Origin of the sequence: Sedimentibacter sp. (assembly GCF_038562225.1) — a bacterium.
In the GTDB taxonomy this organism is placed as follows: Bacteria; Bacillota; Clostridia; order Tissierellales; family Sedimentibacteraceae; genus Sedimentibacter.
Genome location: NZ_JBCFAS010000002.1, coordinates 447,327 through 471,538, shown reverse-complemented (window position 1 = coordinate 471,538; position 24,212 = coordinate 447,327). Strand labels below are relative to the sequence as shown.

Below are 24,212 nucleotides of genomic sequence, written 5' to 3'. Positions count from 1 at the left end.
TATGTTTGAAAAAGGAAAAAAAACAGAAGTTGAAATAATAGATTTGAACCACGAAGGAAAGGGAGTCGCCAAAAGGGACGGATTTGTTGTGTTTGTTGAGAAGACGGTTCCGGGCGACACAGCAGAAATAAAAATAACTGATACAAAGAAGAACTTTGCCCTCGGTAATCTCATTAGAATCGTAAAGCCGTCACCTGACAGGATAGAGCCGCTTTGCAGCCATTACAGCCAGTGCGGCGGATGCCAGCTCATGCACATGGACTACAAGTCTCAGCTTAACTACAAGAGAAACAGGGTGCAGAACGAATTCAGAAGAGCATCTGTTAATGTAGACGAAGCTGCAATATATGATACCATGGGCATGGAAGAGCCTCTCAGGTACAGAAACAAGACTGCATTTTCCGTTGCACAAAAAAACGGTGAAACCATCATAGGCCCCTACGAAGAAGGAACATACAACACAGTAAACATCGCAGGCTGCATGCTTCAAAACAGCCAGTCAGACAAGGCGGTGGAGTACTTCAGGCAACTGATGGAAAAATACGGAGTTTCAGCCTATGACAAGAATACAGGAAAAGGGACGGTAAGGAACATTGTCATAAGAAGCAGCAGGAACAATGAACTCATGTTTATAATAGTCACATCGACGGATAACTTCCCAAACTCCTTGCAGATAGCCCGTGAGCTGTCACAAAGCGTGAAGGAAATTAAGACAGTGGTCCAGAATATTAATTCAAAAAACACAAACCTTGTAATGGGATATAAAAACATCACCCTTTTCGGAGAAGGAACCATAGACGATACCATCGACAACCTTGTTTTTAAAATTTCCCCTGAGACATTTTTTCAGGTTAATCAAAGCCAGACCGAAAAACTTTATTCAACAGCCATAGAATACGCCGGTCTTACAAAGGATGACGTGTGTTTTGACATATACTGCGGCATCGGTACAATTTCACTGATGGCAGCAAGACGTGCAAAAAAAGTATACGGAGTTGAAATTGTTGAGCAGTCCATAATAAATGCCAAAGAAAACGCCCAGAGGAACAACATAAAAAATGCCGAGTTCTACGCAGGAAAGGCAGAGGTAGTCCTTCCGAAACTGTACAAAAAAAATATAAAGGCAGATGTGGTCATAGTGGACCCGCCCCGTAAAGGCTGCGAAAAGGAAGTCATAGACACCATAAAGAGCATGCAGCCTCAAAGGGTTGTCTATGTATCCTGCAACCCGTCCACGCTGGCAAGGGATGTGAAGCTCCTGGAGGAAGGCGGCTACAAGCTTAAAAAAATCCAGCCTGTAGACATGTTCCCCTGGACCCACCATGTGGAAACAGTTTGTCTGCTAACGAAGAAAGTTTGATTTCACAAGGGTTTGAGCCTTATTTCAAAAGTAAATGTAGGTGTGTTTTAAGAAAATATAAAAAATCCTCTATCTCCTTGTTGCAGGGGGGATAGGGGATTTTTACATTTTAGCATAAGGATATATGATTTAGCATAAGGCTAACTTTTAGGCAAAAGGTATATGATTTAGCAAAAGATTATTGTTTCTATAAGTATATTATTCTAGATTTATTGAGTAGTATAGTTTTAAGGCGATAGTCTGTTTTATTATAATAATGATTTTAAGATGAATAGAAACTATCTATTATTAGCGAGAAATTCTAATATTTAGATTAAACTTTATTGATAAGTGGATATTTAAATGATAAAATATTAAGAGAATTACTAATTCAAAAAATAGATAAAGGTGATTTGATGCATACAAGTTACAAAAAACTATGGATATTACTTATTGAAAAGAATATGACAAAAAGTGAGTTGCGAAAAAAGGCCAAGTTGTCTACGGGAGTTTTTACACGCTTAAACAAGGAAGAAGATGTATCACTTGCTGCACTTAAAAGTATATGTGAGATTTTGTCCTGTGACATTGGAGACATTTGTAGCTTGATTTCAAACGATAAAAATACAGAACGAGAGGGATAAAAATGCTAAAGACAGTTGATTTATTTGCAGGGTGCGGAGGTATGTCCCTGGGATTTCAGAATGCAGGATTCAATATAGTAGCGGCATATGATAACTGGGAACCTGCAGTAGAAACATATAAAAGAGCTTTAAACATCCAATTTTTTTAAAGGACGTATCAGAGAGAGGCATAACCGATGAGATATTAGGATTGCAACCTGACATTATTATTGGGGGTCCACCTTGTCAAGATTTCTCTTCAGCAGGACATAGAGATGAGAGTCTTGGAAGAGCTGAGTTGTACAATCTATGTAGATGAAACATTCTACAAAAAGCGTAAGCCAGATCAAATAAAAATTGAAGACGGAAAGTACTATCGCAGTCTGTCTAGAAATCAAGAGTGCATTTTCACAGCAATTGATGCGTCAGGTAATATTGTGGCCTTAATTAATGGAACTGGAAAACCATCTCAGAAATATTACTGGGAAATATTAGGAAACCGCATAAGAAGTGAATCACATATCATCCACGATAAAGAACGTTCACATAGAATACTCGTCTATAAATTAAACTTAACCGAAGATGTATATGATTCAAAAGAAGTTAAGAAACTATCTTCAAGATTATTTAAAATTTTTCGTATTCATAAGAAGTGGTGTCAAATCGCCACTAAATCATGTCTATGAAATTATTCGAAATGGGTTTATCTAAACCCATATCTCGACCATATATAGAGGTGTTCAAAGCAAAAGATGCAGAAGACCATGCGAATTAGGCGTGATAAATAAAGATAGTTAATTATCAGTGGGATTGATATTATGGAGTGAAAGACATTAAAATGCCCGCAATGCGGAGCAAGTCTTGAAATTAAAAATGGCATAGACATCTTTTACTGTAAGTATTGCGGACATAAAATTATTTTAGATGTGCAAAGTGATTCTGCTATAAAGACATCTACGAAATACTAACTTATATTTTCGGCTCTTTGCAATGTCTGGGTAATACTCTATCTAATTTTTTCCCTTACGACTTATTTGCACATATGTTTCATCTAACTCGATGGCAGTATCTAAAATACTTGGATTTTTCAATTGTTCTAATGCATGCGTTAATTTGTGACGCATACGAAAAGCGGTTGATTCATTCACAGCAATTGCTGCTGTACATTGCAAGAAAGAAGATTCTGAAAGTGTTTCTGAAGCGAATATATTCCATTTATCTTGTGTTTGATTTAGTTGAAGTACATTTTGGATATTGGGTTAATTTGAATATATTCACTGTTTTATTAGTTGCGACATAGTCATCAATTTGCATAGTTATTTTCTTGATTTGATAGGGTTACAAATCTTTGCTAATTTCTTCTGTTAGATATGTATTGATTTTCATATAGGATTACCTCGTTTCGTAATTCTATAATACTAGGTATTGTTACATCATTTATGTCAGTACCTCAACAAATTGCGCGTTAAGCCAATTTATTTTAAAAATTTAAAACGTAATATAATTGAAAAAAGGTTGACATTGTAACGTACCAACCTTGTATAATCAGCGTGAGGAGGACTTAATGAATAAATATGTATACCAAAGAGGAGAAATTGCAGATATTCTTGGCATTAGTAAGGATGTTCTTCGCTATTATGAAGCCAAAAATCTAATTCATCCTCATCGAAATAATGAAAATAGATATCGTTATTATTCTGAAAAAGATTTACCTAATCTTATTGCTATTCGCACACTTCGTTCATATGGTTTTTCTATGCAACAAATGGAAACACAACAGTGTTCAATAGCTAACAGTGCTTTCGTTGAAGAAATAGATGAATTACTCAAAAAAATGGATCGTGAAATTATTTTACTAAAGCAAAAGCGTGATGAAATTGAGAAAATGAAGAAAAAAGCACTTATATTGCAAAATGAACAAGATGGATGTCAAATACTTACCAACTATATATCAGGATGGTTTATAGCACAGTTTGATAACGATGATTACGAAAAAGAAAAGAAGAGCATTATAGATAAAGTTAGAGAATTGCTGCCTATTTCTCAATATGGTTTGCTTATACACGACCTTTCGTCATGAAATGAAATAGAAGATATACCGATTACTAAAAGTGGACTTTTTATTTCTGATGAGAATACATCTTTATTGAAGGATTTGGAAAGTTTTAAAACTATAGCGTATCAGTTTTCTCCTTTAACTGTCTGTCATTTCTTTATGAAAAGTGACGATGCACCGTGGATTAATAAAAGATTTATTTTAGATGCAATTGACTATGTTAATAAAGAAAACTATGAAATAGACGGCACATGTCTTTTATTCTTATTACCAGAGACTGTTGGATCAGAAAATGCTTATTTTGAATGTATATTACCTATTCACAGAAAAATTTAGATGGAGGAATTTTAATGAAACGTTTTTTTAGCATGTTATTGATTACATCACTATTATTATCTTCAACAGCATGTCAATCTAAATCGGTTGACAGTTCAGAATCAAAGATAACTCAATTACGAGATGGGGTTTATGTTGAAAGTGTGTATGGAAATAACTATACACTACCTTTTGAGGTGAGTGTTACAATTGCAAATAATGCAATTAGTGCAATAGAGGTTACAAATGTAGGTGGCGAATGGTCTGAATATAATGATGCTATTATCCAATCTGCCATCTCTACGTTTATCCCTCGAATAATTGAATCACAAAGTATTGCTGTAGATGCTACAACAGGTGCAACAATGTCTTGTGCGGGTATTCGAAACGCTGTGAGCATGGCTATAAAAGAAGCAGGTGGTGATTCTTCTGATTTTAGTAAGAAGATAGAAAAAAGTACAGAAACTATTGTGATTGACGGATATGATGTAATTGTAGTAGGTTTAGGTGTTTCTGGTGTAGCTGCTTATAGTAGTGCTGCGCAATCAGGAGCAAAAGTATTTGGACTTGATTCAGCAGCTCGAGTAGGGGGAACATCATCTCTAGTTACTGGTCCTATGGCAGTAAATCCGGATTCAACAATGGTTCAAAATGGAATTGATGTTGATGAAAAACATTTCGCTGAAACATGGAAAAATGATACAGACCATAAGGCAAAAGATGATATGATTGACTTAATAGTAGATAAATCAGGAGATGCTATTGATTGGACAATAAATTCATTGGGATTTGAATTCTACCCAACAACATCATTCTCTTATGAAGAATTTCCAGTATGGGCTATATATAATACTGAAAATAAATCGATAAGTGAAATGTTCATTGGTGCGATGGAACAAAGCAAGACATTGAATTCACAAAATGATTATCAGTTAGAATTAAAAGCTGAATCTATTCTAACAGATAAGAATGGTATGGTTAGTGGTGTAAAAGCTATCTCTTATGATGGAACAACATATGAAATACATGCTCCTTCCGTTATTTTATGTACAGGTGGTTTTGGTGGTAATAGAGAAATGACCAAGGAACAATTTGGATACCCTATTAGTTTACATGGTATGTATCAAAATGATGGTATTATGATTGAGGATGCTATTGATAATTTACAAGCAGATACATTTGCTATGGATTCTGCAGGGATGTGTCATTCTGGACGAGTTGCAAATCCAATTCGTCTAGATAATATTGTTCCATCCCACAACAAGGTATTATCAGCTATTTCCAATAAAGCAGATGTATTAGCAGTTAATGAAAATGGAACGAGATTTACAAATGAGGAAGCTGGGTTAACTCTAGCAGAATATTATTGGAAGGGTGGTACAGAGTACTACTATGTTATTGTTTCTGAGTCATATTTACAAAATATAAAAGAAAATGGCTTAGATTCAGTATATATGATGGTGAATTCTCAGGACTTTACCAATACAGAATGGTATCCTTCGGTAAATAGTGATCCTTCTTATGAGTTATCTCCAAATGATCCAATTACAGATATGGATGAACTTATCAAGGGATCCATAGATGCAAATAATTTGTATAAAGCAGATTCAATAGAAGCATTAGCCGAAAAACTAAAAATGCCTGAGCTAGTTGCGTCATTTACAAAATATAATGAGGATTGTGATAATGGTATTGATACAGAATTTGGAAAAGATTCTTCATTACTAAAACATATTGATGATTCTGAAGCTGTTTATGCAATTAAAGCTAAACCATATTGCTATACAACAAATGGAGCATTGAATGTAAATACAGATATTGAAGTTTTAGATACATCAGGAAATGTAATTTCAGGATTATATTCATGTGGCACAAATTCTATGGGAGTATTCTTTACTAAGGATACAGGATATATAGATTATGGCGGTGTGGCACATGGATGGGCTATTACTTCGGGCATGCTTGCTGGTGAAAATGCCGCAACATATGCAAACTCAAAAAATTAATATTTCAGAAAGAGAAGGGCTCACCAAATAATATTGGGGGCTAGCCCTGAACTTTTGGGGAAACCCAAAGATAAAATAAAAAAGAGGTACAAGTCAATTTTACAACAAATTGATTTGTACCTTTTATAATGAATGGTTTTGTAAATAAAGCGTATGCATTTTTTCCTTTCTATTTACTTTTTATATGGACCTCTTGGATTTGTTTTTCTGGTCTGAACTTTTTTTAATGTTTTAGGTTTACCTAGTATTGGAGCATCCTTCCGATTTGCCCAAATGATTCTTTGTCTGGCAAACTCAAAATTATCAAATCCTCGTGAAATGCGTTTTAAATCTTTTGGTTCACGATTGAACCCTTCCATAACCCCGTTGGATAATCTACGTCCTCCAGCGAAAGTAAAGGACATAGCAATTTGAGTTTTATATCGATTTAATACATTAGAAAAATCTCTAAATAAACGTTCATCGCAATGACGATAGTATTCAATAAGAAGTAGTAAATCTTGATAAGCTTCTTGAGGATTTCCATCATGGGTTTGATTGAAAGTAATATACAATTCTTTTAATTCACGTAGATCCCTTTTCTCCAAATGGGGGATACTTGATCTAATGGGAACAATAATTATTGATCCACAATACGATTATATTATTTCATGCAAATAATCTTCAAAGGAGGTTATATATGTTCTATCTTGCCGAAATATCTTGCGCTATAAATGGTATATTTATAGCTGAAAAGTTGATGTTAAAGCCATTTAAGGAAAAAAAGAATAAACTGCTTATTATATTTGGTAAATACTTAAGCCCTATCCTTGCGATACTTTCTTATATGTCCCGTTATCTATTTTTAGATGATACGTTAAAAAATATACCATTATTGGCTCATTTGGGCATAGGTTTATTATGGGGATTCTTTATGGGTTGCACTAGCTACTATGCTAAGGTAAGAATTGCTAAACGGAAAGAGGACCAATTTCAATAAAACGTTACATGTGCGAGAGATCAATTTTAAATAGTCCAATGACAAGGGGACGGCAGACTACGTAAAAATACAAGCGAACAAACATATAAAAAATTCAACTAATGTTGGTTTGTCAAACATATGTTACACACTGATACTAAAAAAATCTAAAACTTGTTTAGGTGAACGCCATAATAAATGACGCATAGGAAAATTGTTGCAATCTCATACATATACAGCTGCTACCTTCGATTCAGGAACCATATCATGGAATTCTGATGATAAAGCCCCTTCAATATCATTAAGTTTTAGCAATGCACCACAAGCATGGACAGCTACAAATATCTATAAAATACTTAGTTGGTCAAATAACTAAGATTTTATGATTTTCATTATAAATGAGTGGTTATTTCATAACTACTCATTTATAATATAAAGTAGAATAGTCAAGAAAATAAGAAATGAAAGAAAGAATCACAAGATTATTCAAAGGACAAATAGAGCTATTTTTCAGCGACATTATTGAGAAGATTGATGAGAAATTCAAAGAGACCGTTGATGAAAAGATAATCACATCAGCGAACTTGCTTACTGACAACATTAATCTTTGGTACTTAAAGAACAATCTGAAAGTTCCGGCTTTACAAGTTTCGAGTTGTGAAAGCAGTATTGTAGTTAGCAATAAAATTGTTTGGTTTGGTGTAATATATAATCCGCTTTCGAGAAAATACATTTCCGCCAAGAAACCACCAGCTTCCCGCGACATCATTATTGTCGCCTCAAGGCACGTTGAGTGCGTGGTGAAGTTGGAAAAACGGTAAAAGTGAGTAAACCCATGGATTAGTCCACTGGTTCTAGATGAAGATGTGGTCATGGCTGGTTTGGTATATTCAGTTAACGATAAGAAAACAGTATTCGACATTAAGAACTGTCGAATACTGTAATTTAAATTAAATTTGTACTTTCATCAATAATTGAGAATACACATAATTATTTTATTATTTATTGCTTAACCTTAGAAAGAGCATCAGTTACTGCTTGTATTATTGCTTTGCTGGTAGTTGTTGCTCCGGATACGGTGTCTACTTCCGTTGACTGGGCTTCTACAATTGCTGATGGTATTTTTTCTATGGCTGGGTCTGAAATTCCTTTTGTTTCATTTTGCGAAAGTATTTCAACAGATGCAATTTTTTTGCCATCCATTGTAACTTTTACTGTTAAATTACCACCCATACCAGAACCTACACCAATATACTCATTAGCTGAAGTTTCAAAAGTTTGACTAGCTTTAATTTTGAAATTAACTGGCGTTTTTCCATCCATTACTGATTTCTGATCAACATCATCTTTTGCAGCAGCTGCAGCAATTCCTGATATACGTCCAAATGATATGCATTCTGAAAGATTACCTGCTCCTTGGTATATGTCACCCCATATAGCACCAAGTTCACCAGCGCTGTAAAGGTGAGGTATTGGAGTGCCATTTGTATCTAATATACGACCTTCAGCATCCCTGCGTGGACCACCTTGTGTATTTGTAAACGTTGGAACTACCTCAAATGCATAATAAGGACCTGTTGTATTTAAAGGATTCAAAGTTTCTTCGTGTCTGCCAAATTGAATATCTTCACCATTAGCACAGTATTCATTATATTGTTTTACAGTTGATGTTAAACTGCCTGCAGGAAGTTCTAATTTTTCAGCTAATTCATCAAGAGTAGCCGCTTCAACTATTATACCTTGTTCAATTTCATCTGATTTATCATCGCCCCAGGCATGATAGATAGTAGTATTAATAGCAGTTGAATCAAACACACAATAAGCTGGAAGAGAAACTGGCATACGAAGTTTCATACCATGAAAATCTATAAAGCCGTGACCTGGTGTAACAGATTCATCTATAAAACGTGTGCCGTCTGCCCCTACAAATATAACGTTACCTAAGGTGAATTTTGTAGATAACAGTGGGTGCTCTCCCTGAATAGCGTAACCATACGATCTGCCTGTTATTTTGTCAATAGCGTTTAAATCTGGACCTGCTATATTACCCATGTGCCATAAATCTGCCCCTACTTCCATTGCCATTTTGATTCCATCGCCAGTGTTGTATAAGGCTCCCTTGCTATATCCGTATGGAAGTTGAAGGTAATCTTGTATCATTTGCTGATTGTTTTCAAATCCACCTGTACAAAGAACTACTCCATTTTTTGCACGAATATTGTATTTTTTGCCTTCAACCCCTGCTACTACACCATGGACAATCTTAGTTTCAGGATCTTGAATTAATTGTTCGCCAGGTGCTTCATACCATACATCTATTAAATCGCTCTTTTCTACTACAGAGTGTAAAAAATTATAGGCTCCAGCGTCAAAAAATTTTCCATTAATGCCCCAGGCATTCATCAAATCCCATCCTTCTATGTCACGGAACTCGCCTATTGCTTTTGCACTAACTATAGCATTACCACCTAATGAATTGATCCAATCAGCATTTGTAATAATAGTATCAGTAAATGCAGCTAATACATCATCTTCTGGAGTGTTATATTTACCACGAATTCTCTTAAAGTATTCGAGAGCTTCATCACGGTTTTCAGGTTCAACAGTTACAAATCCCTGACCAGCATATTTACTGTTTCCACCTTCTTCTCCTTTAGGTGCTTTTTCAAGTAGTAAAACCTTTGCGCCCTTCTCAGCAGCTTGAATAGAAGTTGCAGCACCTGCCATGCCATAGCCGACAACGATTACATCGTATTCAGCATCCCATGATATAGTATCTTCAAAAACTTCTTTCTTATTTCCCACCTCAGTTTGAGCAGGAGTAGATGTTTCCTGTTGTTTTGTTGTTGTCTGTGTTTGACATGCTGTCATACTTACTACTAAAGCTAAACATAGTATCAAAGCAACAATTTTTTTAAAATTTTTCATGCTTATCTCCCTTGGTATTTAATTTATAACTAATGGCTTACACTAAAAGAGTTCTACCATAAGTTAGTTTATAAATTAACGATATCACCTACACCAAGTGTCTTGTCAACGTTTATTTTTTTCTTTTTATTGGAATCCAGATTTCTCTATATAGGCTTTTTCCACCATTTGTGAACAAAACACCTCTGGTTAATATTTTGTCGGAAATATATAATCCGTTTTTATCTATAAATTGTACCGCCTTTTCAATACGATCCAGAAATTCATATTCACTGGTATGTAAATAAGTAGTAAATACACAATCCTGTTCTTCAAAAACCTCCACCTGGTGTATCCTTTCTTGTTCCCAAAGCTGAGCATCAGATTCATAAATGCTGATAGCATATTTGAATTCTTTTACATTTAAGTTACTTTCTAAATATGAGTGCACTAAGGTTACACAGGAGCTGGGGATGTCGGATATCCATTTTTTTCTATTATCAGATATCGCCTCACCTTCTATTAATTTTTCATCTTCAATAAGAGGTAATAACCACATAGCAGGTCGTCGACGTATACTAAATGTTTCTATGTCAAAACGTGCTTCTTCAATAAAATTAATTATTTCCATCAATCGTTCTTTCCTACGCATTGCATATTGAATCTCTTTATTTAAAGTATCCCCCATGTCTAAGTGGTGAAGTAGTATATCATCTAAATTTGTTTCATTAAGCAAATGTGCAGTTTGGTCCATTGTATAATTATATTGTCTATAACGTTTTGCATTAAAAAGATGCCCCATATCCATACCATCATACTCGCGTTGATTAGTTGTTTTATTGATACGTGGTGAAATAATTCCGTATTGTTCATATTTACGAAGACCACTTATTGAAATACCCATTAAATTAGCCATTGCTTTTATTTTCATTTGAAACATTATAGCTTCCTCCTTATCTTATAATGACATATTTGTAAGCAATTATAGCATAATACTAACGAAATGTATAATTGATTAATTTCAATGATGGTGTCTAGTTTAACTTTACCCTGTGGTAAACCCCTCGTAGTGGACTATTGAAAATCCTTATAGAACCAACAAGATAAAGCGGCAATTTTGAACTTCTGAGGTTATGAAATTATAAAACATAATAAATTATTCTTTGCGATTGTCTTATAAACTAACTATAGTATATTCCTTTTCTTTTGAATATTTGGTATAATTGCACTAAAGAGGTATGAACAATATAACATACAAGGATTTGTCTGTGGAAGGTCCTGTCGAGGAGTGCAGGGACCTCTGCAATGCGTTAATGCAGCTGCAGACAGATAGGGGCGTGAAGTATAAAAAAATATTAGAATCGATGGATTTTGAAAATAGACTCAAGCCAGCATTCAATGGGGCGAAAAAGCGATTTCTTTATGTCGCCTATGACAGAGATAAACCTGTGGGATATATTTTCTGCGAAGCAGACACTGTAACAGAGGAGACCAAGAAAGCAAGACCGGGATGGGCGGATTTGATTCCTGAAAACACGGGAGAACTATACCCGAGCAATCTGGTTGTGCCGGCTGTAGCTTCACATCTCAACAACCTCTACGTGCTGCCGGAGTATAGAGAACAGCACATCGGCAGTGAGCTGATGGACAAAGGAATGGAATGGCTACGAAGTGTACCGGATGTCAGATACATCTTTGTGCACGTGTCGAATGGGAACAACGCCGGATCACTGTACGAGAAGTATGATTCATCTACAGCCACGAAGTCTATGACGGCATGATAGACGCGTATATTATTGAAGTGTAAATCCTGTTGTTGAAATCAAAGAGATTAATGAGTTTTTAGCTAAATAATATTGTCTGACGCCTATGCTCCAAACACGTTGAGACGGTAGTATTGATGTCAAGGACGAAAGAGTGAGTATGTGAAAAGCCCAGTAGATATAGGATTTTCGAGGTTTGAGAGTAAAAATCAGGAGTTTGAAAATCATGAAAATATCGCTTCGTGGGAACAAATCCAAAGGCATGATTTTGAACGTGACAGAGCGATTTAGATGTCATTGTTTAACGAGTGGTCAGTTTAGATGAAGAAAATATTGCCGCACTAATTTAATGTTTCGAGAGCCAGAAATACACATGTCGCACATCGCCCTATTTGAAGATGTATTTTTGGAGACTTCTTAAGAACCAAAACAATACCAGATGACACTCACTGAAAGACTTGGGATAAATATTGCAAAGGATATATGAGATAAAGGCCATTGGAAAGGGGGGGTAAAAAATGATCGGTCAGAACACAGTATTTCCTGTTGGGTATCATCATTTCCACAAAAATCAGGCATACAATTACCAGCTTAATCGCTGGTACTCACTGGGGTTTCTAAACTATGAGGATATTCGTGCGACAGGTTCAAAAATCAGGTCATTTGAGGACTGGAAGACTGAAATGATAAAGCTTGCGGAAAAGTCGGAAACGGAAGGGCGGCTTTTGAATGCTTCGTTTTACTTTCGGGCTGCCGAGTTTTATACAATGAAAGATGACAGCCCTGATAAAGAATATTTCTATGATAGATTTACTGATTTGTTTTATCGCGCTATTGGATCTGAATCGGTTGAACGTACATTCATACCGTATGCAGAGAATTCCAAAATTCCTGTAATTAAAATAAACGCCAAGAATGAAAGGAGAGGCACCATCGTTATTCATGGTGGGTTCGATTCATTTATAGAAGAATGGTATTTCATGATGGAATATCTGAGTGCCAGCGGATTTGATGTCATTGGTTTTGAAGGACCAGGACAAGGACATATGCTGTTAAAGCAAGGCGTACCCCTTGATTATCAATGGGAAAAGCCTGTGGGTGCGGTATTGGACTATTTTAGCTTGAATGAAGTGACCTTATTTGGATTGTCAATGGGTGGATGGTTCTGCTTAAGGGCAGCTGCATATGAACCAAGAATAAAGAATGTCATAGCTTCTGGGCATGCGGTGGATTATTCAAGAATTCCACCTGCATTTGCGCGGAGGCTTATGATGTTTTTTATTAAAAATTTTCGGGCTTATACCAGAAAATCCTTTAATGAAATGGCAAAAAAGGGAGGAATCAAAGGCTGGCAGGTCAGTAACCTGGCACATATAACACATATGGAGCCCATGGAAGCATTTGAGTATTCTCTGAATTTGAACGAGGAGAACCTTGCCTGTGACAAAATCAGACAAAATGTACTTTATCTAACAGGCAGAAACGATCACTTTATTCCATTTAAAAATGCATGATAAACAGCTTGCATTATTCACAAAGGCAAAATCACTGACAGACCGTGTATACCGTAAAAACGAGCACGCTGAGAATCATTGTCAAGTTGGGAATATTAAACTCATGCTTGATGACATTATCCAATGGGTCAATGCTCAAGAATGATAATTCTGCCACAAATATCATGAAAATGTCGCTTTGTGAGAACAAGTCCAAAGCCATGATTGGGTGTGTGACAGAGCGATTTAGATATCAGTGTTTGATGAGTAGTCGATTTAGATAACATGAGTTTGTGAGTGGTCAATTTAGATGTTTTTCCGATTTGGCAGGGGTTGTGTGGTCAGGTTGGATGTTGGGGTTAAAAATTTACAAAATATGCTAACCAACATGGCAGAAATATGCTTATATGTTTGATAGCCATAATTCTGAGATGAACACAAGTTTTAGATTGATTAAACATTACGACAAATTTGAATTTATAGGGGGTGTCTGCTTGTGAATATAACGAAAGTTTCAAACGATAAGAAATCATATATCAACTTGCTTTTATTGGCTGACGAACAGGAAAGCATGGTAGACAAGTACCTTGAATGTGGTGAAATGTTTGTTCTGAACGATAATGGAGCAAAAGCTGAATGCGTGGTTACTAAAGAGGCGGACGGTATTTATGAGCTTAAGAACATTGCGGTTATGCCTGATTGTCAGCGAAAGGGTTATGGAAAAAGACTGATAGATTTTCTGTTTTCACATTACACCGATTGTAATGCGATGCTTGTCGGAACAGGTGATGTTCCTTCTGCGCTCAGCTTTTATCAGAAATGCGGATTTGCAGAATCACATCGAATACAAAACTTTTTCACGGACAATTATGACCATCCGATGTTTGAAGACGGGAAACAACTTGTTGATATGGTCTACCTGAAACGGGAACGATAAATTGGGATTTATATATGATATAATTCAATTAATTATATCAATAAGAGGAGGGTCTAACGAATGGGGTTATTTGATAGATTGAAAGAGCCAGTTTTCCTTAAGGAGAGCAGTTATGCAGATGAGCAATTAGAAAAGCTGAAGGCCTTAGAGCCATTACTTAATCCGGAAGGTCAAGCTATCATAAGACAAGATATAAAATATCTGGAATACGGTATATCTGGAGAGAAAAATATAACATTTGAACTGAAAAACAGCCATATGCCGATGTACATATTGCACGACTTATATCTGGAAGATGGAGAACTGAGCTCACAGATCGATTATCTTGTGTTTACAAAGAAAATTTGCTTTGTTATTGAGTGTAAGAATCTCATTGGGGATATTGAAATCAATAGCACAGGAGATTTTATTCGTACTACAGAATTTGGCGGCAGAAAGAAAAAGGAAGGCATATACTTGCCAACTTATATTGTCTGCCGCCCATACTCCACGCATGTGGAGACGGTAGTGTTGATGTCAAGGGTTGAAAAGTAGAAACTTGGAAAGTGTAGAAAATATGGGGTTCTGCGTGTTTTCTGATTTGCAGAATGGCAGAACCCCTTGTAAATGGTTACTCTTTGAGAATATATCTACAGTAAAAACGTCGCATAGTTGAGTAGACAGAAATGTTATAAAATAGGTTAATTAATAACCCATGCCTTTTACTTCAATAAACTGCATCGGGTCTGAATTAAGACAAAGGTGGATCAGTTTTGATTGCTAGGCGGCAAAGTTTGCATGAGGGCAAAGAAATGTTTAGGCTCACCGGTACTAAAATATTCATACCAAGATTCCAGTGTGTTTGATTGAAAAACGCCTAAATGCTCAATAATTTGTTTCGCCCATAACAAAGCTCCGGTACAACTTGCAGTAATAAGGTTGTTATCTGCTACAGATGGTATGTCTATATAAAAACCTTGTCCTTTATAACCAGGAGAAAACATTTCAAGAAATCCCGGTCCATTACTTGTATGCGGACGCTTATCCAATAGCCCAAAGTTGGCAAGCGCAGTGGTAGCCCCACAGATTGCACACACCGTAGCGCCTAAAGAAAGAAATTCGCTTGCTTTTTCAATGATAGCGTCATGCTTTGAGTCGCTCCATGTATCTGCGCCAGGTAAAAGTAACATGCTTGATTCACTCACAACAATATCATCAATCAAACAATCGGGAACTATTGTCAGTCCGCCCATTGTATTGATTGGCTCTTTAGAATAACTAACCGTTTTGATCTTTACACACTGTGCGCCATTTTTGAAAAATCGACCAGAATTCAGCTCCGAAGTAACATACCCAAGTTCCCAATCTGCTAAGGTATCAAGAACGTAAACATATACTGTAATCATAAATTTCCTCCATTATCATTGTTTTATTGATTTGTTTGCCCTTTTATAGTACCATGTAATTGTTGACAACAGTATGTCAATAATTAAAAGAAATTTTGAAAGGCGGCTGTCAGATGAAAGTAGATAGACTTGTTAGCATTATTATGATACTCCTTGATAAAGAGCGAATAGGCGCACAGGAGTTAGCAGATATGTTTGAAGTTTCACCCCGCACAATCTACCGTGATATGGACGCTATCAACATGGCAGGTATTCCTGTTTGTTCAGCATCAGGAGTGGGTGGCGGCTTTGAAATTATGCCTAAATACAAAATTGATAATAAGTTTTTTTCAACTGCCGATCTTTCCGCTATCTTGATGGGGCTTTCCGGTCTTTCAAATATGATACGAGGTGATGAACTGGCAAAAGCTCTTGCGAAAATCAAGAGCTTTATCCCTGCCGACAGAGCGAAAGACATTGAATTAAAAGTAAATCAAATATATATTGATTTAAGTCCGTGGATGGGTAACAGAAACATACAACTGTACTTAGAAATTGTCAAAACAGCTTTGCAGGAAAGCAGGCTGCTTTCGTTTGAATATGCAGACCACTACGGAAATAGAACCGCACGAACAGCTGAACCATATCAGCTTGTATTGAAAAATAGTCATTGGTATTTGCAGGGGTATTGCCATAAAAGAAGTGATTATCGCTTGTTCAAACTATCCCGTATATCAAGACTACAAATCCAAGAGGAAACTTTTACACCACGAGATTATCAAAAGCCGATTTTAGACTTTACGGAAGTTCTGGAAACAATGAAAACAAAAATCAAAATTCGTATTCATAAATCCGTGATGGACAGGGTACTTGATTTTTGCTCTTATGAGGACTTTGCTCCAGATGGCAATGAGCATTACATTGTTAGTTTTCCTTTCATAGAGAACGATTACTACTACAATATTCTTTTCAGTTTTGGAGATAAATGCGAGTGTTTAGAGCCGTTATATATCCGCACAGAAATAAAACGCAGAATACAAGATATAGCTATCTTATACAAAAACTAAGACATGGCTTGAGGCAGCCGGTCGTTTTGAAGAAGGAGCTGAAATCATTTCTGAAATCACAAATGTCATTGTGGCTTATCTCACCGGCAAAAACGACAAGACGAACGAGCTGCCGGGACTGTTCACAATCGTATTGGAGATCATGGTTGATGGGTTTGTCCTTTTGGTATGATAATATTCCTGAATAAATCTCAATGATAATATAAAACCTGGAGGTAAAATTATGGCTTTTGATTTTAAGAAAGAGTACAAAGAATTTTATATGCCTAAGAATACACCGGAAATAGTAAATGTTCCGGCTGCAAACTATATTGCTGTAAGAGGGAAAGGAGACCCAAATCAGGAAGGCGGCGCATATCAGCAAGCTGTAGGAATTATTTATGCGATTGCATATACAATAAAAATGAGCTATAAGGGTTCGCATAAGATCGAAGGTTTCTTCGAATATGTGGTGCCGCCTCTGGAAGGCTTTTGGTGGCAGGATGGTATTGAGGGTGTAGACTATGAAAACAAGGACTCGTTTAACTGGATTTCAGTTATCCGTCTGCCAGATTTTGTTACTAAAAGTGATTTCGATTGGGCAGTAGTAGAAGCGACTAAAAAGAAAAAGCTGGATTGTTCTTCAGCGGAGTTTCTGACAATTGATGAAGGTTTATGTGTGCAAATCATGCACATAGGTCCATTTGATGATGAACCTGCCTCTGTTGCCATCATGGACAAGTATTTGAATGAAAACGGATATATAAATGATATGACAGCTTCCCGTTTGCACCACGAAATCTATCTTTCCGATGCCCGCAAAGTCGAGCCATCAAAATGGAGAACAGTCATACGTCATCCAATTAAAAAGCTTAATGTATCAGAATAACATCAGCACAACCAGAAGCTGACAGCGAAATCTGTCAGGCCGTTTTCGGATTTGCTTGATTTAGAAATTGGACATATACTGATATTATAGGGAATATTTAATTTATTAAACTATATTAAAGTGAAGCGGGGGTTACATGAATACTGATTTTGTAAACTTAACAACAGAAAACCTTGTGAATGAACACTTATGCTGCATTATTCGCAGTAAAAAGTCGCATCCAGGTATTGAGGCAAAGCGCCAATGGCTTTCAGACCGATTAAAGGAAGGTCATGTCTTTAGAAAGTTAAATGAAAAGGCTACGGTTTTTATTGAATATGCTCCTCTTGAAACAGCTTGGATTCCAATAATTGGTGACAACTATTACTATCTGTATTGCTTATGGGTAGATGGCAGTCATAAAGGAAAAGGGTATGGGAAATCGCTGATGGAGTATTGTTTGTCAGATGCCAAAGAAAGGGGTAAATCCGGCATTTGTATGCTCGCAGCAAAGAAACAGAAGTCCTGGCTTTCTGACCAATCATTTGTGAAGAAGTTCGGCTTTGATGTTGTTGATACAACCGATAATGGGTATGAATTGCTTGCACTTTCTTTTGACGGAACAACGCCACAGTTCGCACAAAATGTTAAAAACCATGAAATTGAAAGCAAAGAGCTAACCATTTATTATGATATGCAATGTCCATATATCTATCAAAACATAGAGATGATAAAACAGTATTGTGAAGCGAATGACGTTCCAGTATGTTTAATAAAAGTGGATACGCTGCAAAAAGCTAAAGAATTGCCTTGTGTTTTCAACAACTGGGGTGTATTTTATAAAGGTAATTTTGAGACAGTGAATTTGTTAGATGATGCCTACTTAGAGAGAATACTCAAAAAAAACATGAAACAATAGGGGGATGGGTGGATGTTGGAATATATTCAGGAAGCACTGGCTGAACAAGGCCACAAGGCAGCAATGTCTGGCTTAGACATATTGGAAAAGCTTCAGGAAGATCTGAGAAATCTGCAAAATATAGAAGAGCTTAATGATCATCAAAATCGATTGATTGAGGAACGTTATGATTGGGAGCTTCCGGAGGTTGACTTTGAGATCAAGTCTATTTTGTTAGTCGGTAAAAAAAACACCGTATCTAAATTAAAGTTTGAATATAAAGGTAAAGAAATACCGGTCATTATGCCGCCGGGTTATAATGAGTATTTTGACGCGCAAGACCGGATAGAACACTTTATGCAACAGCTCTTAAGTGAAAAAGGATACAAATGTAAAGCAACCCCTATGTTACCTAATAAGCTTCTAGCAGCAAGAAGTGGCTTTGTAAAATACGGCCGAAACAACATCGTCTATATAGATGGTATGGGAAGCTTCTGCCAGGTTTATCTTTTTTACACAGATATTCCGGTTGAAGAACGTCCTTTTTCAGAAGAACTCATTATGAAAAGGTGTGCTACTTGTGGTGCCTGTATAAAAGCTTGCCCTACAGGCGCTATAATGAAGGACCGTTTTTTGCTGGACAGCAAACGCTGTCTCACATTTTTCAATGAAAACGGAGGATATCCCTTCCCAGAATGGGTTGACCCCAAAATACATCATGCGTTATATGGGTGTTATCGCTGCCAGGAAATCTGTCCTGCAAATAGAGAGCAGCTTATGAATCCCGTAGAAGAGGTTTTATTTAGCGAAGAGGAAACAAAAATTCTGTTAGAGGGTGAGTCGATTGATACTTTTCCGGATAGGCTTAAGAATGAAATCAAAAGGCTCAACATCGAAGGATATTTATCCGTAGTTCCTAGAAATTTAGTTGCAATATTTAATCAACATTGAAGTTAAGTGCCAGTATGTAACGTCAACTTATATTGTCTGCCGCTTTTACTCCGCACATGTTGAGACGGTAGTGCCTCGAGCATCTGGTATTGTGGTACCTTGATGGTAATAGCATTCTTGGAATTATAAAAAAATTGTATGAAGCCGGTACTTTTTTCAAAAAGAAATAACAAATTTGAAGTTGTTGCAGGTAATTTGTGAAAAGAGAAAGGATAGTCATTACACTTTTATTGGCTTTAGTGTTGGAGGAAAAAATATGAGTTTTATTGATTGTGTAAATAATAGAAACAGTATTTTGATGGAAGGTGCACTAGGGGAAAGATTAAAAAGAGAATATAGACTGGTTCTAGATGAAGATGTGGTCATGGCTGGTTTGATATATTCAGATAACGGAAGAAGAGCTCTCAAGGAACTTTGGAGTGAATACGCCAAAATTGCCGGAATTTATCATTTGCCATTTTTGGCAACTACGCCAACAAGACGAGCTAATCAAGAAAGAGTCGAAAGGTCTAGGTTTGATTCCACCCTTATTCAGGACAATGTAAAATTTTTGCGTGAAGTACAAGAACTACAGAATATTGAAATGTATATTGGAGGTCTTGTAGGCTGTAAGGGGGATGCTTTTACCGGAGAAAACGCATTGGATTTAGAATCATCTAAGGATTTTCATGAGTGGGAGGTCAGACTTTTCGCTGAGGCAGGAGTTGATTTCCTATATGCAGCACTGTTTCCAAATGTTGAAGAAGCCGCTGGCATGGCATTAGCAATAGAAAAATACGAGATACCTTACATAATCAGTTTCACAATAAAAAAGGATGGTTGCCTGATTGATGGAACAAGAATTTCTGATGCGATAAAATATATTGATTCATTAACGGTGAACAGACCGGTGTGCTATATGACAAACTGTGTTCATCCCAGAATAGTATATGAGGCATTATTGCATCCATTTAATAACAATGAAATGGTTTATAAGAGATTTAAGGGGATTCAGGTCAATACTTCAGCGCTGTCATATACTGAATTAGACAATTCCAAGGATTTAAAAACGTCAGAACCCACTGAAATTGCAATGGATACAGTTAAACTTCGGGAAATCAGCCCATTTCAGATTTTTGGCGGCTGCTGCGGAACAGATGGTAGACATATGAGTGAGATTGCAAAGCTGATATAATACATTTTGCCATGGCTGGCATCATTATTTGCGGTGATGATAATTAGTCATAATTCAGATTGAAAAATAACGGCGGTGAAGATTATGTATAATAAATCGGTTTATCGAAGACACATATTAAATATAAGTGTGTCTTAACACACTGTCCCATTTTTACATAAAATGGGACAGTTGAAAAGCTTTATTGTTCTTGCCTGTCAAATTTAAGCTGGTTTAATTTCGTTTCTATTATGAAGCAATAATGCGTTCAATAAACGGCTCAATTATTTTGTATAATTTGGGACTATGAACAACATAACTGATGTGACTTTCATTTTCAAGTATTTTCAGTGTGGAATCAGGAATATTTTCTGCTATGAATTTTGTATCTTCTTCTTTTACAAATTCCTTTCTTTCTTCTCCCGCCAGAACCAATACCGGTATGTTGATTTTCCTCAGATCATCCTGAGTAATATGCGGCTCTTCCAGTACCATTCGGTGTTTATCCTGCCTGAAGATAAAATATATGATTTTAAACAATATGTACCATATTTTATTGACACCTTCAGGACTCGTATTCGCCCCGCTTATTATCATCCCTGATAACAAGTCAGGATATTTAGACGCCACCAGCAATCCTACATTTCCTCCGTCGCTCAATCCATACAACAACGGTTTTTCCAGGTTTAATTTATTAATGAATGCAGCTACATCTTCAGTCATCATATCGTAACTTAGCTTGTTGGTTTTAGTGCTTTTCCCATGATCGCGACTGTCAATTGCATATACGGTGAATTTTTTTGACAATTCTTCCATCAAAACATCAAATATTTCATGAGTTACGCTGTTTCCATGCAAAAGAATGAAAGGATGTCCGGTTCCTTTCACTTCGTACCATAAATCAATATCATTTACTTTTAGAAACATTTCGGTACCCCCTTTAAATTAATTCCTCATAAAAAATATATACCCATATTTTGGTATTAATAACCTAAGCGCGAAAATATGTTTTTAAATTTTTATAAATAGTGGGAAGCCTGAAAATTGATGAAAGAAGTTCAAGATTTGCAGCACTATTTTGAGGACGGACCTTTGAATGTAATGAGAGACAATTCCTGATAAATATAGCAAGCCGACTATTTTTGAAATTGCATAATATAGTCGGCCTTTTATTATGTTGTTTGGACTTTATCCAGAAACGGAATGATGTATTCAATGGAATTGGTCAACACATGTCCGCAATTTGTCAGTATGTGAATTTCGGCTGATGGCACAAGATGTGATAGTCTTTGGGCTGATTTATCCGCATCAATAATAACATCATCTTCTCCATCAACAAAGAGGACTGGCATGTTAAGCCGCTGCAGCTGTTCATCTTCGAATACGGGTAAATGCTGAATCGGGTTATAGCTTGCTGTAATCAGATTTATAAAATCAAGAACTTCTTTCGGTATGTCGTGCTCTCCTAAAATAGCAGAATCAATCGGTACACATCCGTTTTCCTGCCTAGCTTGTTCCACATTGCAAATGAATTGCTGACGAACTTCAGCAAGACCTGCTGAAGCGATTAGAGACAACATAGAAACACGCTCCGGGAAGGTTGTAGCAAATTTTAGAGCCATCCAGCCACCTAATGAGTTCCCGATAATAACGGTTCTTTCAAGTCCTAATGCATCAAGGACTTCCTTAATCCAGAGTGCAAAAGCTTCTGAGCTGAGATCAGGTCTGTATTCTTCGCTGTTTCCGGCTTCTCCTATTATGTCGATGGCATATACCCTATAAATGTCAGATAGAGCCATGATTTCAGGAAACCAGAATGCGCTGTTGCTGCAGGAGCCGTGTAAAAGGATAACAGGCGGATTAGACTCCTGTCCTGCTATTAGCATAAATGTCTTTCCAAAGGTGGTTTGGACATACCGTTGTTCAAAAGGAAACTGACTAAGTAAGTTGTTATAGTAAGCTCGAAATTCATCACGCTTTTCTTCAGTTTTAAATACGCTGTTATTCATATTATTTCACTCCTTTTGCTGTTCTATCAGTACTGAAATTGTGTCCATCATAACTGCCATAAAACGAATATCACCCCAAAGTGTAACACGAATCATGTTTTCACATTCAATATATTGCGACTGCATGGAAGATTGACCATATTCCTTTGGCTTTGAGTTAAGAGCACCTGATAATGTATTCATGATACGAATGGCATCCTCTTTTCCGTATACTTTAATATCGATAACAGATGAGGCAAGGGCGCTGTGAATTGATTGTTTCTCCGTATTGTACTCCTTGTTACTGTCACTCTCGACAAAAACGCTTAAATCATGTCCATTAATACGCCAGCCTTTTCCAACCTTTGATGCACGTAGTCTACCCTCGCGAATGTATCGCTGAATTGTTTTCGGATGTATGTCCAGCATATTTGATATTTGTTCAACTGTATAATATTCTCTATTCATAACTACTCCTTATTATTACTAATAAATACATTATAGGTAATAATAAGGAACGTGTCAAGTTAAATTTTTTTTCATTCATGTATTATGAATCTTTCATCCATATTTCATTCAAGGTTTGTTAAGGAGGATAATAAATGGAGAATATTTTATTTGCGTTTTCTCTTACTCTATTTGCTGGTCTATGTACAGGTATAGGTAGTATACTTGCATTTTTTACTAAAAAAAGCAACCCTAAATTTTTATCAATAAGTCTTGGCTTCTCAGCAGGGGTTATGATATATGTATCCATGATCGAAATATTCTTTAAAGCCCAAAGGAGCCTTATCAATGAATTTGGACTGGAAAAGGATCGTGGGTAACAGTTATTGCTTTCTTTGGTGGTATGTTCTTGATCGGTATTATTGACAGATTGATTCCTTCATCTGAAAACCCTCATGATCTTCACTCTATTTAATAGATAAATGAAGAAGATCCGGGTGAAAGCCACCATATGGAGCAGATAAAAAAACTAGAAGAAGCTCAAAAAAACCAGAATCTATTGCGCATGGGCCTTTTTACAGCTCTTGCAATTGGAATTCACAATTTCCCCGAAGGTCTTGCAACCTTTATTGCAGCTATTCAGGAGCCTCAGATTACCATTCCCATTGCTATGGCAATCGCAATCCATAACATACCCGAAGGTATAGCGATTTCTGTTTCCATATTCTATGCTACCGGAAGTAAAAGAAAGGCGTTTTTCTATTCATTTTTGTCAGGAGTCTCTGAACCTATTGGCGCACTTGCAGGTTACTTAATCTTAATTCCATTTGTCAATGATGCTTTAATGGGAATCATCTTTGCTCTTGTAGCAGGTATAATGGTATTTATTTCGCTGGATGAATTGCTACCTTCAGCTAGAGAGTATGGCGAACATCATCTATCTATTTATGGACTCATTGCCGGTATGATGGTCATGTCCGTTAGTTTGTTATTATTTATTTAGATATTTTCCATTGGTTTTTAAATATTTACTATTAATAGATGGTATATTTGCTTCATTAATAGACACACTAACTCTAAATATATGAATTGAGGAGGTG

At 36.4% G+C, this 24,212-nt stretch carries 23 protein-coding genes and 2 pseudogenes; 18 read left to right on the top strand and 7 right to left on the bottom strand.

The features are described from left to right. Window position 1: 1 nt before the first annotated feature. From rlmD to AAGU76_RS08660, 6 genes and pseudogenes are all read left to right on the top strand, one after another. Window positions 2-1,360 carry a 23S rRNA (uracil(1939)-C(5))-methyltransferase RlmD gene (rlmD, locus tag AAGU76_RS08685; RefSeq protein ID WP_342485080.1) on the top strand — a complete coding sequence of 453 codons (1,359 nt, stop codon included), beginning with the start codon at window positions 2-4 and terminating at the stop codon, window positions 1,358-1,360. 395 nt (window positions 1,361-1,755) lie between these two features. After that, the gene (locus AAGU76_RS08680) at window positions 1,756-1,983 is read left to right on the top strand and encodes a helix-turn-helix transcriptional regulator (protein ID WP_342485079.1); all 228 of its coding nucleotides are present in this window, start codon (window positions 1,756-1,758) and stop codon (window positions 1,981-1,983) included. 2 nt (window positions 1,984-1,985) lie between these two features. Further along, window positions 1,986-2,263: pseudogene (locus tag AAGU76_RS08675) on the top strand (DNA cytosine methyltransferase); the annotation flags it as partial. Continuing rightward, window positions 2,238-2,648 carry a hypothetical protein gene (locus tag AAGU76_RS08670; protein WP_342485078.1) on the top strand — a complete coding sequence of 137 codons (411 nt, stop codon included), beginning with the start codon at window positions 2,238-2,240 and terminating at the stop codon, window positions 2,646-2,648. The pseudogene AAGU76_RS08675 and the gene AAGU76_RS08670, both read left to right, overlap by 26 nt. Before the next feature lie 878 nt (window positions 2,649-3,526). Next, window positions 3,527-4,042, top strand: a complete 516-nt coding sequence (locus tag AAGU76_RS08665; RefSeq protein WP_342485077.1) for a MerR family transcriptional regulator — start codon at window positions 3,527-3,529, stop codon at window positions 4,040-4,042. A gap of 326 nt (window positions 4,043-4,368) precedes the next feature. Further along, window positions 4,369-6,339: an FAD-binding protein gene (locus tag AAGU76_RS08660; RefSeq protein ID WP_342485076.1), complete on the top strand. Its 1,971-nt coding sequence runs from the start codon at window positions 4,369-4,371 to the stop codon at window positions 6,337-6,339. A 173-nt stretch (window positions 6,340-6,512) separates the two neighbouring features. Here AAGU76_RS08660 and AAGU76_RS08655 read toward each other — a convergent pair whose 3' ends face one another. Beyond that, window positions 6,513-6,926, bottom strand: a complete 414-nt coding sequence (locus AAGU76_RS08655) for a transposase (RefSeq protein ID WP_342485075.1) — start codon at window positions 6,924-6,926, stop codon at window positions 6,513-6,515. 92 nt (window positions 6,927-7,018) lie between these two features. Here AAGU76_RS08655 and AAGU76_RS08650 point away from each other — a divergent pair, with 92 nt between their 5' ends. Together AAGU76_RS08650 and AAGU76_RS08645 are read left to right on the top strand one after the other, a co-directional pair. After that, the gene (locus tag AAGU76_RS08650) at window positions 7,019-7,318 is read left to right on the top strand and encodes a hypothetical protein (protein WP_342485074.1); all 300 of its coding nucleotides are present in this window, start codon (window positions 7,019-7,021) and stop codon (window positions 7,316-7,318) included. 440 nt (window positions 7,319-7,758) lie between these two features. Next, entirely contained in the window at window positions 7,759-8,118 is a 360-nt protein-coding gene (locus AAGU76_RS08645; protein WP_342485073.1) for a hypothetical protein, read from the top strand. A 181-nt stretch (window positions 8,119-8,299) separates the two neighbouring features. Here AAGU76_RS08645 and AAGU76_RS08640 read toward each other — a convergent pair whose 3' ends face one another. Next, on the bottom strand, window positions 8,300-10,225 hold the full coding sequence (locus AAGU76_RS08640; protein WP_342485072.1) for an FAD-dependent oxidoreductase: 1,926 nt from the start codon (window positions 10,223-10,225) through the stop codon (window positions 8,300-8,302). A gap of 112 nt (window positions 10,226-10,337) precedes the next feature. Beyond that, entirely contained in the window at window positions 10,338-11,144 is an 807-nt protein-coding gene (locus AAGU76_RS08635; RefSeq protein WP_342485071.1) for a MerR family transcriptional regulator, read from the bottom strand. 298 nt (window positions 11,145-11,442) lie between these two features. On the opposite strand from AAGU76_RS08635, the gene AAGU76_RS08630 reads away from it, so the two are divergent. The 4 genes from AAGU76_RS08630 (at window position 11,443) to AAGU76_RS08615 (ending at window position 14,931) form a co-directional block, all read left to right on the top strand. After that, window positions 11,443-11,985: a GNAT family N-acetyltransferase gene (locus AAGU76_RS08630; RefSeq protein WP_342485070.1), complete on the top strand. Its 543-nt coding sequence runs from the start codon at window positions 11,443-11,445 to the stop codon at window positions 11,983-11,985. A gap of 500 nt (window positions 11,986-12,485) precedes the next feature. Continuing rightward, the gene (locus AAGU76_RS08625) at window positions 12,486-13,481 is read left to right on the top strand and encodes an alpha/beta fold hydrolase (RefSeq protein WP_342485069.1); all 996 of its coding nucleotides are present in this window, start codon (window positions 12,486-12,488) and stop codon (window positions 13,479-13,481) included. Window positions 13,482-13,956: 475 nt separating this feature from the next. After that, on the top strand, window positions 13,957-14,397 hold the full coding sequence (locus AAGU76_RS08620) for a GNAT family N-acetyltransferase (RefSeq protein WP_342485068.1): 441 nt from the start codon (window positions 13,957-13,959) through the stop codon (window positions 14,395-14,397). Between the two features lie 60 nt (window positions 14,398-14,457). Then, window positions 14,458-14,931 (top strand): nuclease-related domain-containing protein, encoded by a 474-nt coding sequence (locus AAGU76_RS08615; RefSeq protein ID WP_342485067.1) that lies wholly within the window; start codon window positions 14,458-14,460, stop codon window positions 14,929-14,931. A gap of 212 nt (window positions 14,932-15,143) precedes the next feature. Here the strand turns inward: AAGU76_RS08615 and AAGU76_RS08610 are convergent, their stop codons facing one another. After that, a complete protein-coding gene (locus AAGU76_RS08610; protein ID WP_342485066.1) occupies window positions 15,144-15,782 on the bottom strand; it encodes a type 1 glutamine amidotransferase family protein in 639 nt (212 codons plus the stop codon). Window positions 15,783-15,895: 113 nt separating this feature from the next. Between AAGU76_RS08610 and AAGU76_RS08605 the strand changes: the two genes are divergently transcribed. From AAGU76_RS08605 to AAGU76_RS08585, 5 genes are all read left to right on the top strand, one after another. Beyond that, on the top strand, window positions 15,896-16,828 hold the full coding sequence (locus tag AAGU76_RS08605; protein WP_342485065.1) for a YafY family protein: 933 nt from the start codon (window positions 15,896-15,898) through the stop codon (window positions 16,826-16,828). 223 nt (window positions 16,829-17,051) lie between these two features. Beyond that, window positions 17,052-17,696 carry a GyrI-like domain-containing protein gene (locus AAGU76_RS08600; protein WP_342485064.1) on the top strand — a complete coding sequence of 215 codons (645 nt, stop codon included), beginning with the start codon at window positions 17,052-17,054 and terminating at the stop codon, window positions 17,694-17,696. A gap of 136 nt (window positions 17,697-17,832) precedes the next feature. Next, window positions 17,833-18,594 carry an N-acetyltransferase gene (locus tag AAGU76_RS08595; protein WP_342485063.1) on the top strand — a complete coding sequence of 254 codons (762 nt, stop codon included), beginning with the start codon at window positions 17,833-17,835 and terminating at the stop codon, window positions 18,592-18,594. A 12-nt stretch (window positions 18,595-18,606) separates the two neighbouring features. Continuing rightward, a complete protein-coding gene (locus tag AAGU76_RS08590) occupies window positions 18,607-19,524 on the top strand; it encodes a 4Fe-4S double cluster binding domain-containing protein (protein WP_342485062.1) in 918 nt (305 codons plus the stop codon). Between the two features lie 256 nt (window positions 19,525-19,780). Further along, window positions 19,781-20,698 (top strand): homocysteine S-methyltransferase family protein, encoded by a 918-nt coding sequence (locus AAGU76_RS08585; protein WP_342485061.1) that lies wholly within the window; start codon window positions 19,781-19,783, stop codon window positions 20,696-20,698. Window positions 20,699-20,926: 228 nt separating this feature from the next. On the opposite strand, the gene AAGU76_RS08580 is transcribed toward AAGU76_RS08585, so the two are convergent. The 3 genes from AAGU76_RS08580 to AAGU76_RS08570 form a co-directional block, all read right to left on the bottom strand. Further along, on the bottom strand, window positions 20,927-21,604 hold the full coding sequence (locus AAGU76_RS08580; RefSeq protein ID WP_342485060.1) for an alpha/beta hydrolase: 678 nt from the start codon (window positions 21,602-21,604) through the stop codon (window positions 20,927-20,929). Between the two features lie 245 nt (window positions 21,605-21,849). Then, window positions 21,850-22,686 (bottom strand): alpha/beta hydrolase, encoded by an 837-nt coding sequence (locus AAGU76_RS08575; protein ID WP_342485059.1) that lies wholly within the window; start codon window positions 22,684-22,686, stop codon window positions 21,850-21,852. A gap of 6 nt (window positions 22,687-22,692) precedes the next feature. Continuing rightward, window positions 22,693-23,133, bottom strand: a complete 441-nt coding sequence (locus AAGU76_RS08570) for a helix-turn-helix domain-containing protein (protein ID WP_342485058.1) — start codon at window positions 23,131-23,133, stop codon at window positions 22,693-22,695. A 134-nt stretch (window positions 23,134-23,267) separates the two neighbouring features. Here AAGU76_RS08570 and zupT point away from each other — a divergent pair. Next, window positions 23,268-24,115, top strand: a pseudogene (zupT, locus tag AAGU76_RS08565) (zinc transporter ZupT). Window positions 24,116-24,212: the final 97 nt, after the last annotated feature.

What these genes read in the sequence shown, in the direction of transcription:
- rlmD (WP_342485080.1), top strand. Translation starts at nt 2, where the DNA reads ATGTTTGAAAAAGGAAAAAAAACAGAAGTTGAAATAATAGATTTGAAC.
- AAGU76_RS08680 (WP_342485079.1), top strand. Translation starts at nt 1,756, where the DNA reads ATGCATACAAGTTACAAAAAACTATGGATATTACTTATTGAAAAGAAT.
- AAGU76_RS08670 (WP_342485078.1), top strand. Translation starts at nt 2,238, where the DNA reads ATGAGAGTCTTGGAAGAGCTGAGTTGTACAATCTATGTAGATGAAACA.
- AAGU76_RS08665 (WP_342485077.1), top strand. Translation starts at nt 3,527, where the DNA reads ATGAATAAATATGTATACCAAAGAGGAGAAATTGCAGATATTCTTGGC.
- AAGU76_RS08660 (WP_342485076.1), top strand. Translation starts at nt 4,369, where the DNA reads ATGAAACGTTTTTTTAGCATGTTATTGATTACATCACTATTATTATCT.
- AAGU76_RS08650 (WP_342485074.1), top strand. Translation starts at nt 7,019, where the DNA reads ATGTTCTATCTTGCCGAAATATCTTGCGCTATAAATGGTATATTTATA.
- AAGU76_RS08645 (WP_342485073.1), top strand. Translation starts at nt 7,759, where the DNA reads ATGAAAGAAAGAATCACAAGATTATTCAAAGGACAAATAGAGCTATTT.
- AAGU76_RS08640 (WP_342485072.1), bottom strand. Translation starts at nt 10,225, where the DNA reads ATGAAAAATTTTAAAAAAATTGTTGCTTTGATACTATGTTTAGCTTTA.
- AAGU76_RS08635 (WP_342485071.1), bottom strand. Translation starts at nt 11,144, where the DNA reads ATGTTTCAAATGAAAATAAAAGCAATGGCTAATTTAATGGGTATTTCA.
- AAGU76_RS08630 (WP_342485070.1), top strand. Translation starts at nt 11,443, where the DNA reads ATGAACAATATAACATACAAGGATTTGTCTGTGGAAGGTCCTGTCGAG.
- AAGU76_RS08625 (WP_342485069.1), top strand. Translation starts at nt 12,486, where the DNA reads ATGATCGGTCAGAACACAGTATTTCCTGTTGGGTATCATCATTTCCAC.
- AAGU76_RS08615 (WP_342485067.1), top strand. Translation starts at nt 14,458, where the DNA reads ATGGGGTTATTTGATAGATTGAAAGAGCCAGTTTTCCTTAAGGAGAGC.
- AAGU76_RS08610 (WP_342485066.1), bottom strand. Translation starts at nt 15,782, where the DNA reads ATGATTACAGTATATGTTTACGTTCTTGATACCTTAGCAGATTGGGAA.
- AAGU76_RS08605 (WP_342485065.1), top strand. Translation starts at nt 15,896, where the DNA reads ATGAAAGTAGATAGACTTGTTAGCATTATTATGATACTCCTTGATAAA.
- AAGU76_RS08600 (WP_342485064.1), top strand. Translation starts at nt 17,052, where the DNA reads ATGGCTTTTGATTTTAAGAAAGAGTACAAAGAATTTTATATGCCTAAG.
- AAGU76_RS08595 (WP_342485063.1), top strand. Translation starts at nt 17,833, where the DNA reads ATGAATACTGATTTTGTAAACTTAACAACAGAAAACCTTGTGAATGAA.
- AAGU76_RS08590 (WP_342485062.1), top strand. Translation starts at nt 18,607, where the DNA reads ATGTTGGAATATATTCAGGAAGCACTGGCTGAACAAGGCCACAAGGCA.
- AAGU76_RS08585 (WP_342485061.1), top strand. Translation starts at nt 19,781, where the DNA reads ATGAGTTTTATTGATTGTGTAAATAATAGAAACAGTATTTTGATGGAA.
- AAGU76_RS08580 (WP_342485060.1), bottom strand. Translation starts at nt 21,604, where the DNA reads ATGTTTCTAAAAGTAAATGATATTGATTTATGGTACGAAGTGAAAGGA.
- AAGU76_RS08575 (WP_342485059.1), bottom strand. Translation starts at nt 22,686, where the DNA reads ATGAATAACAGCGTATTTAAAACTGAAGAAAAGCGTGATGAATTTCGA.
- AAGU76_RS08570 (WP_342485058.1), bottom strand. Translation starts at nt 23,133, where the DNA reads ATGAATAGAGAATATTATACAGTTGAACAAATATCAAATATGCTGGAC.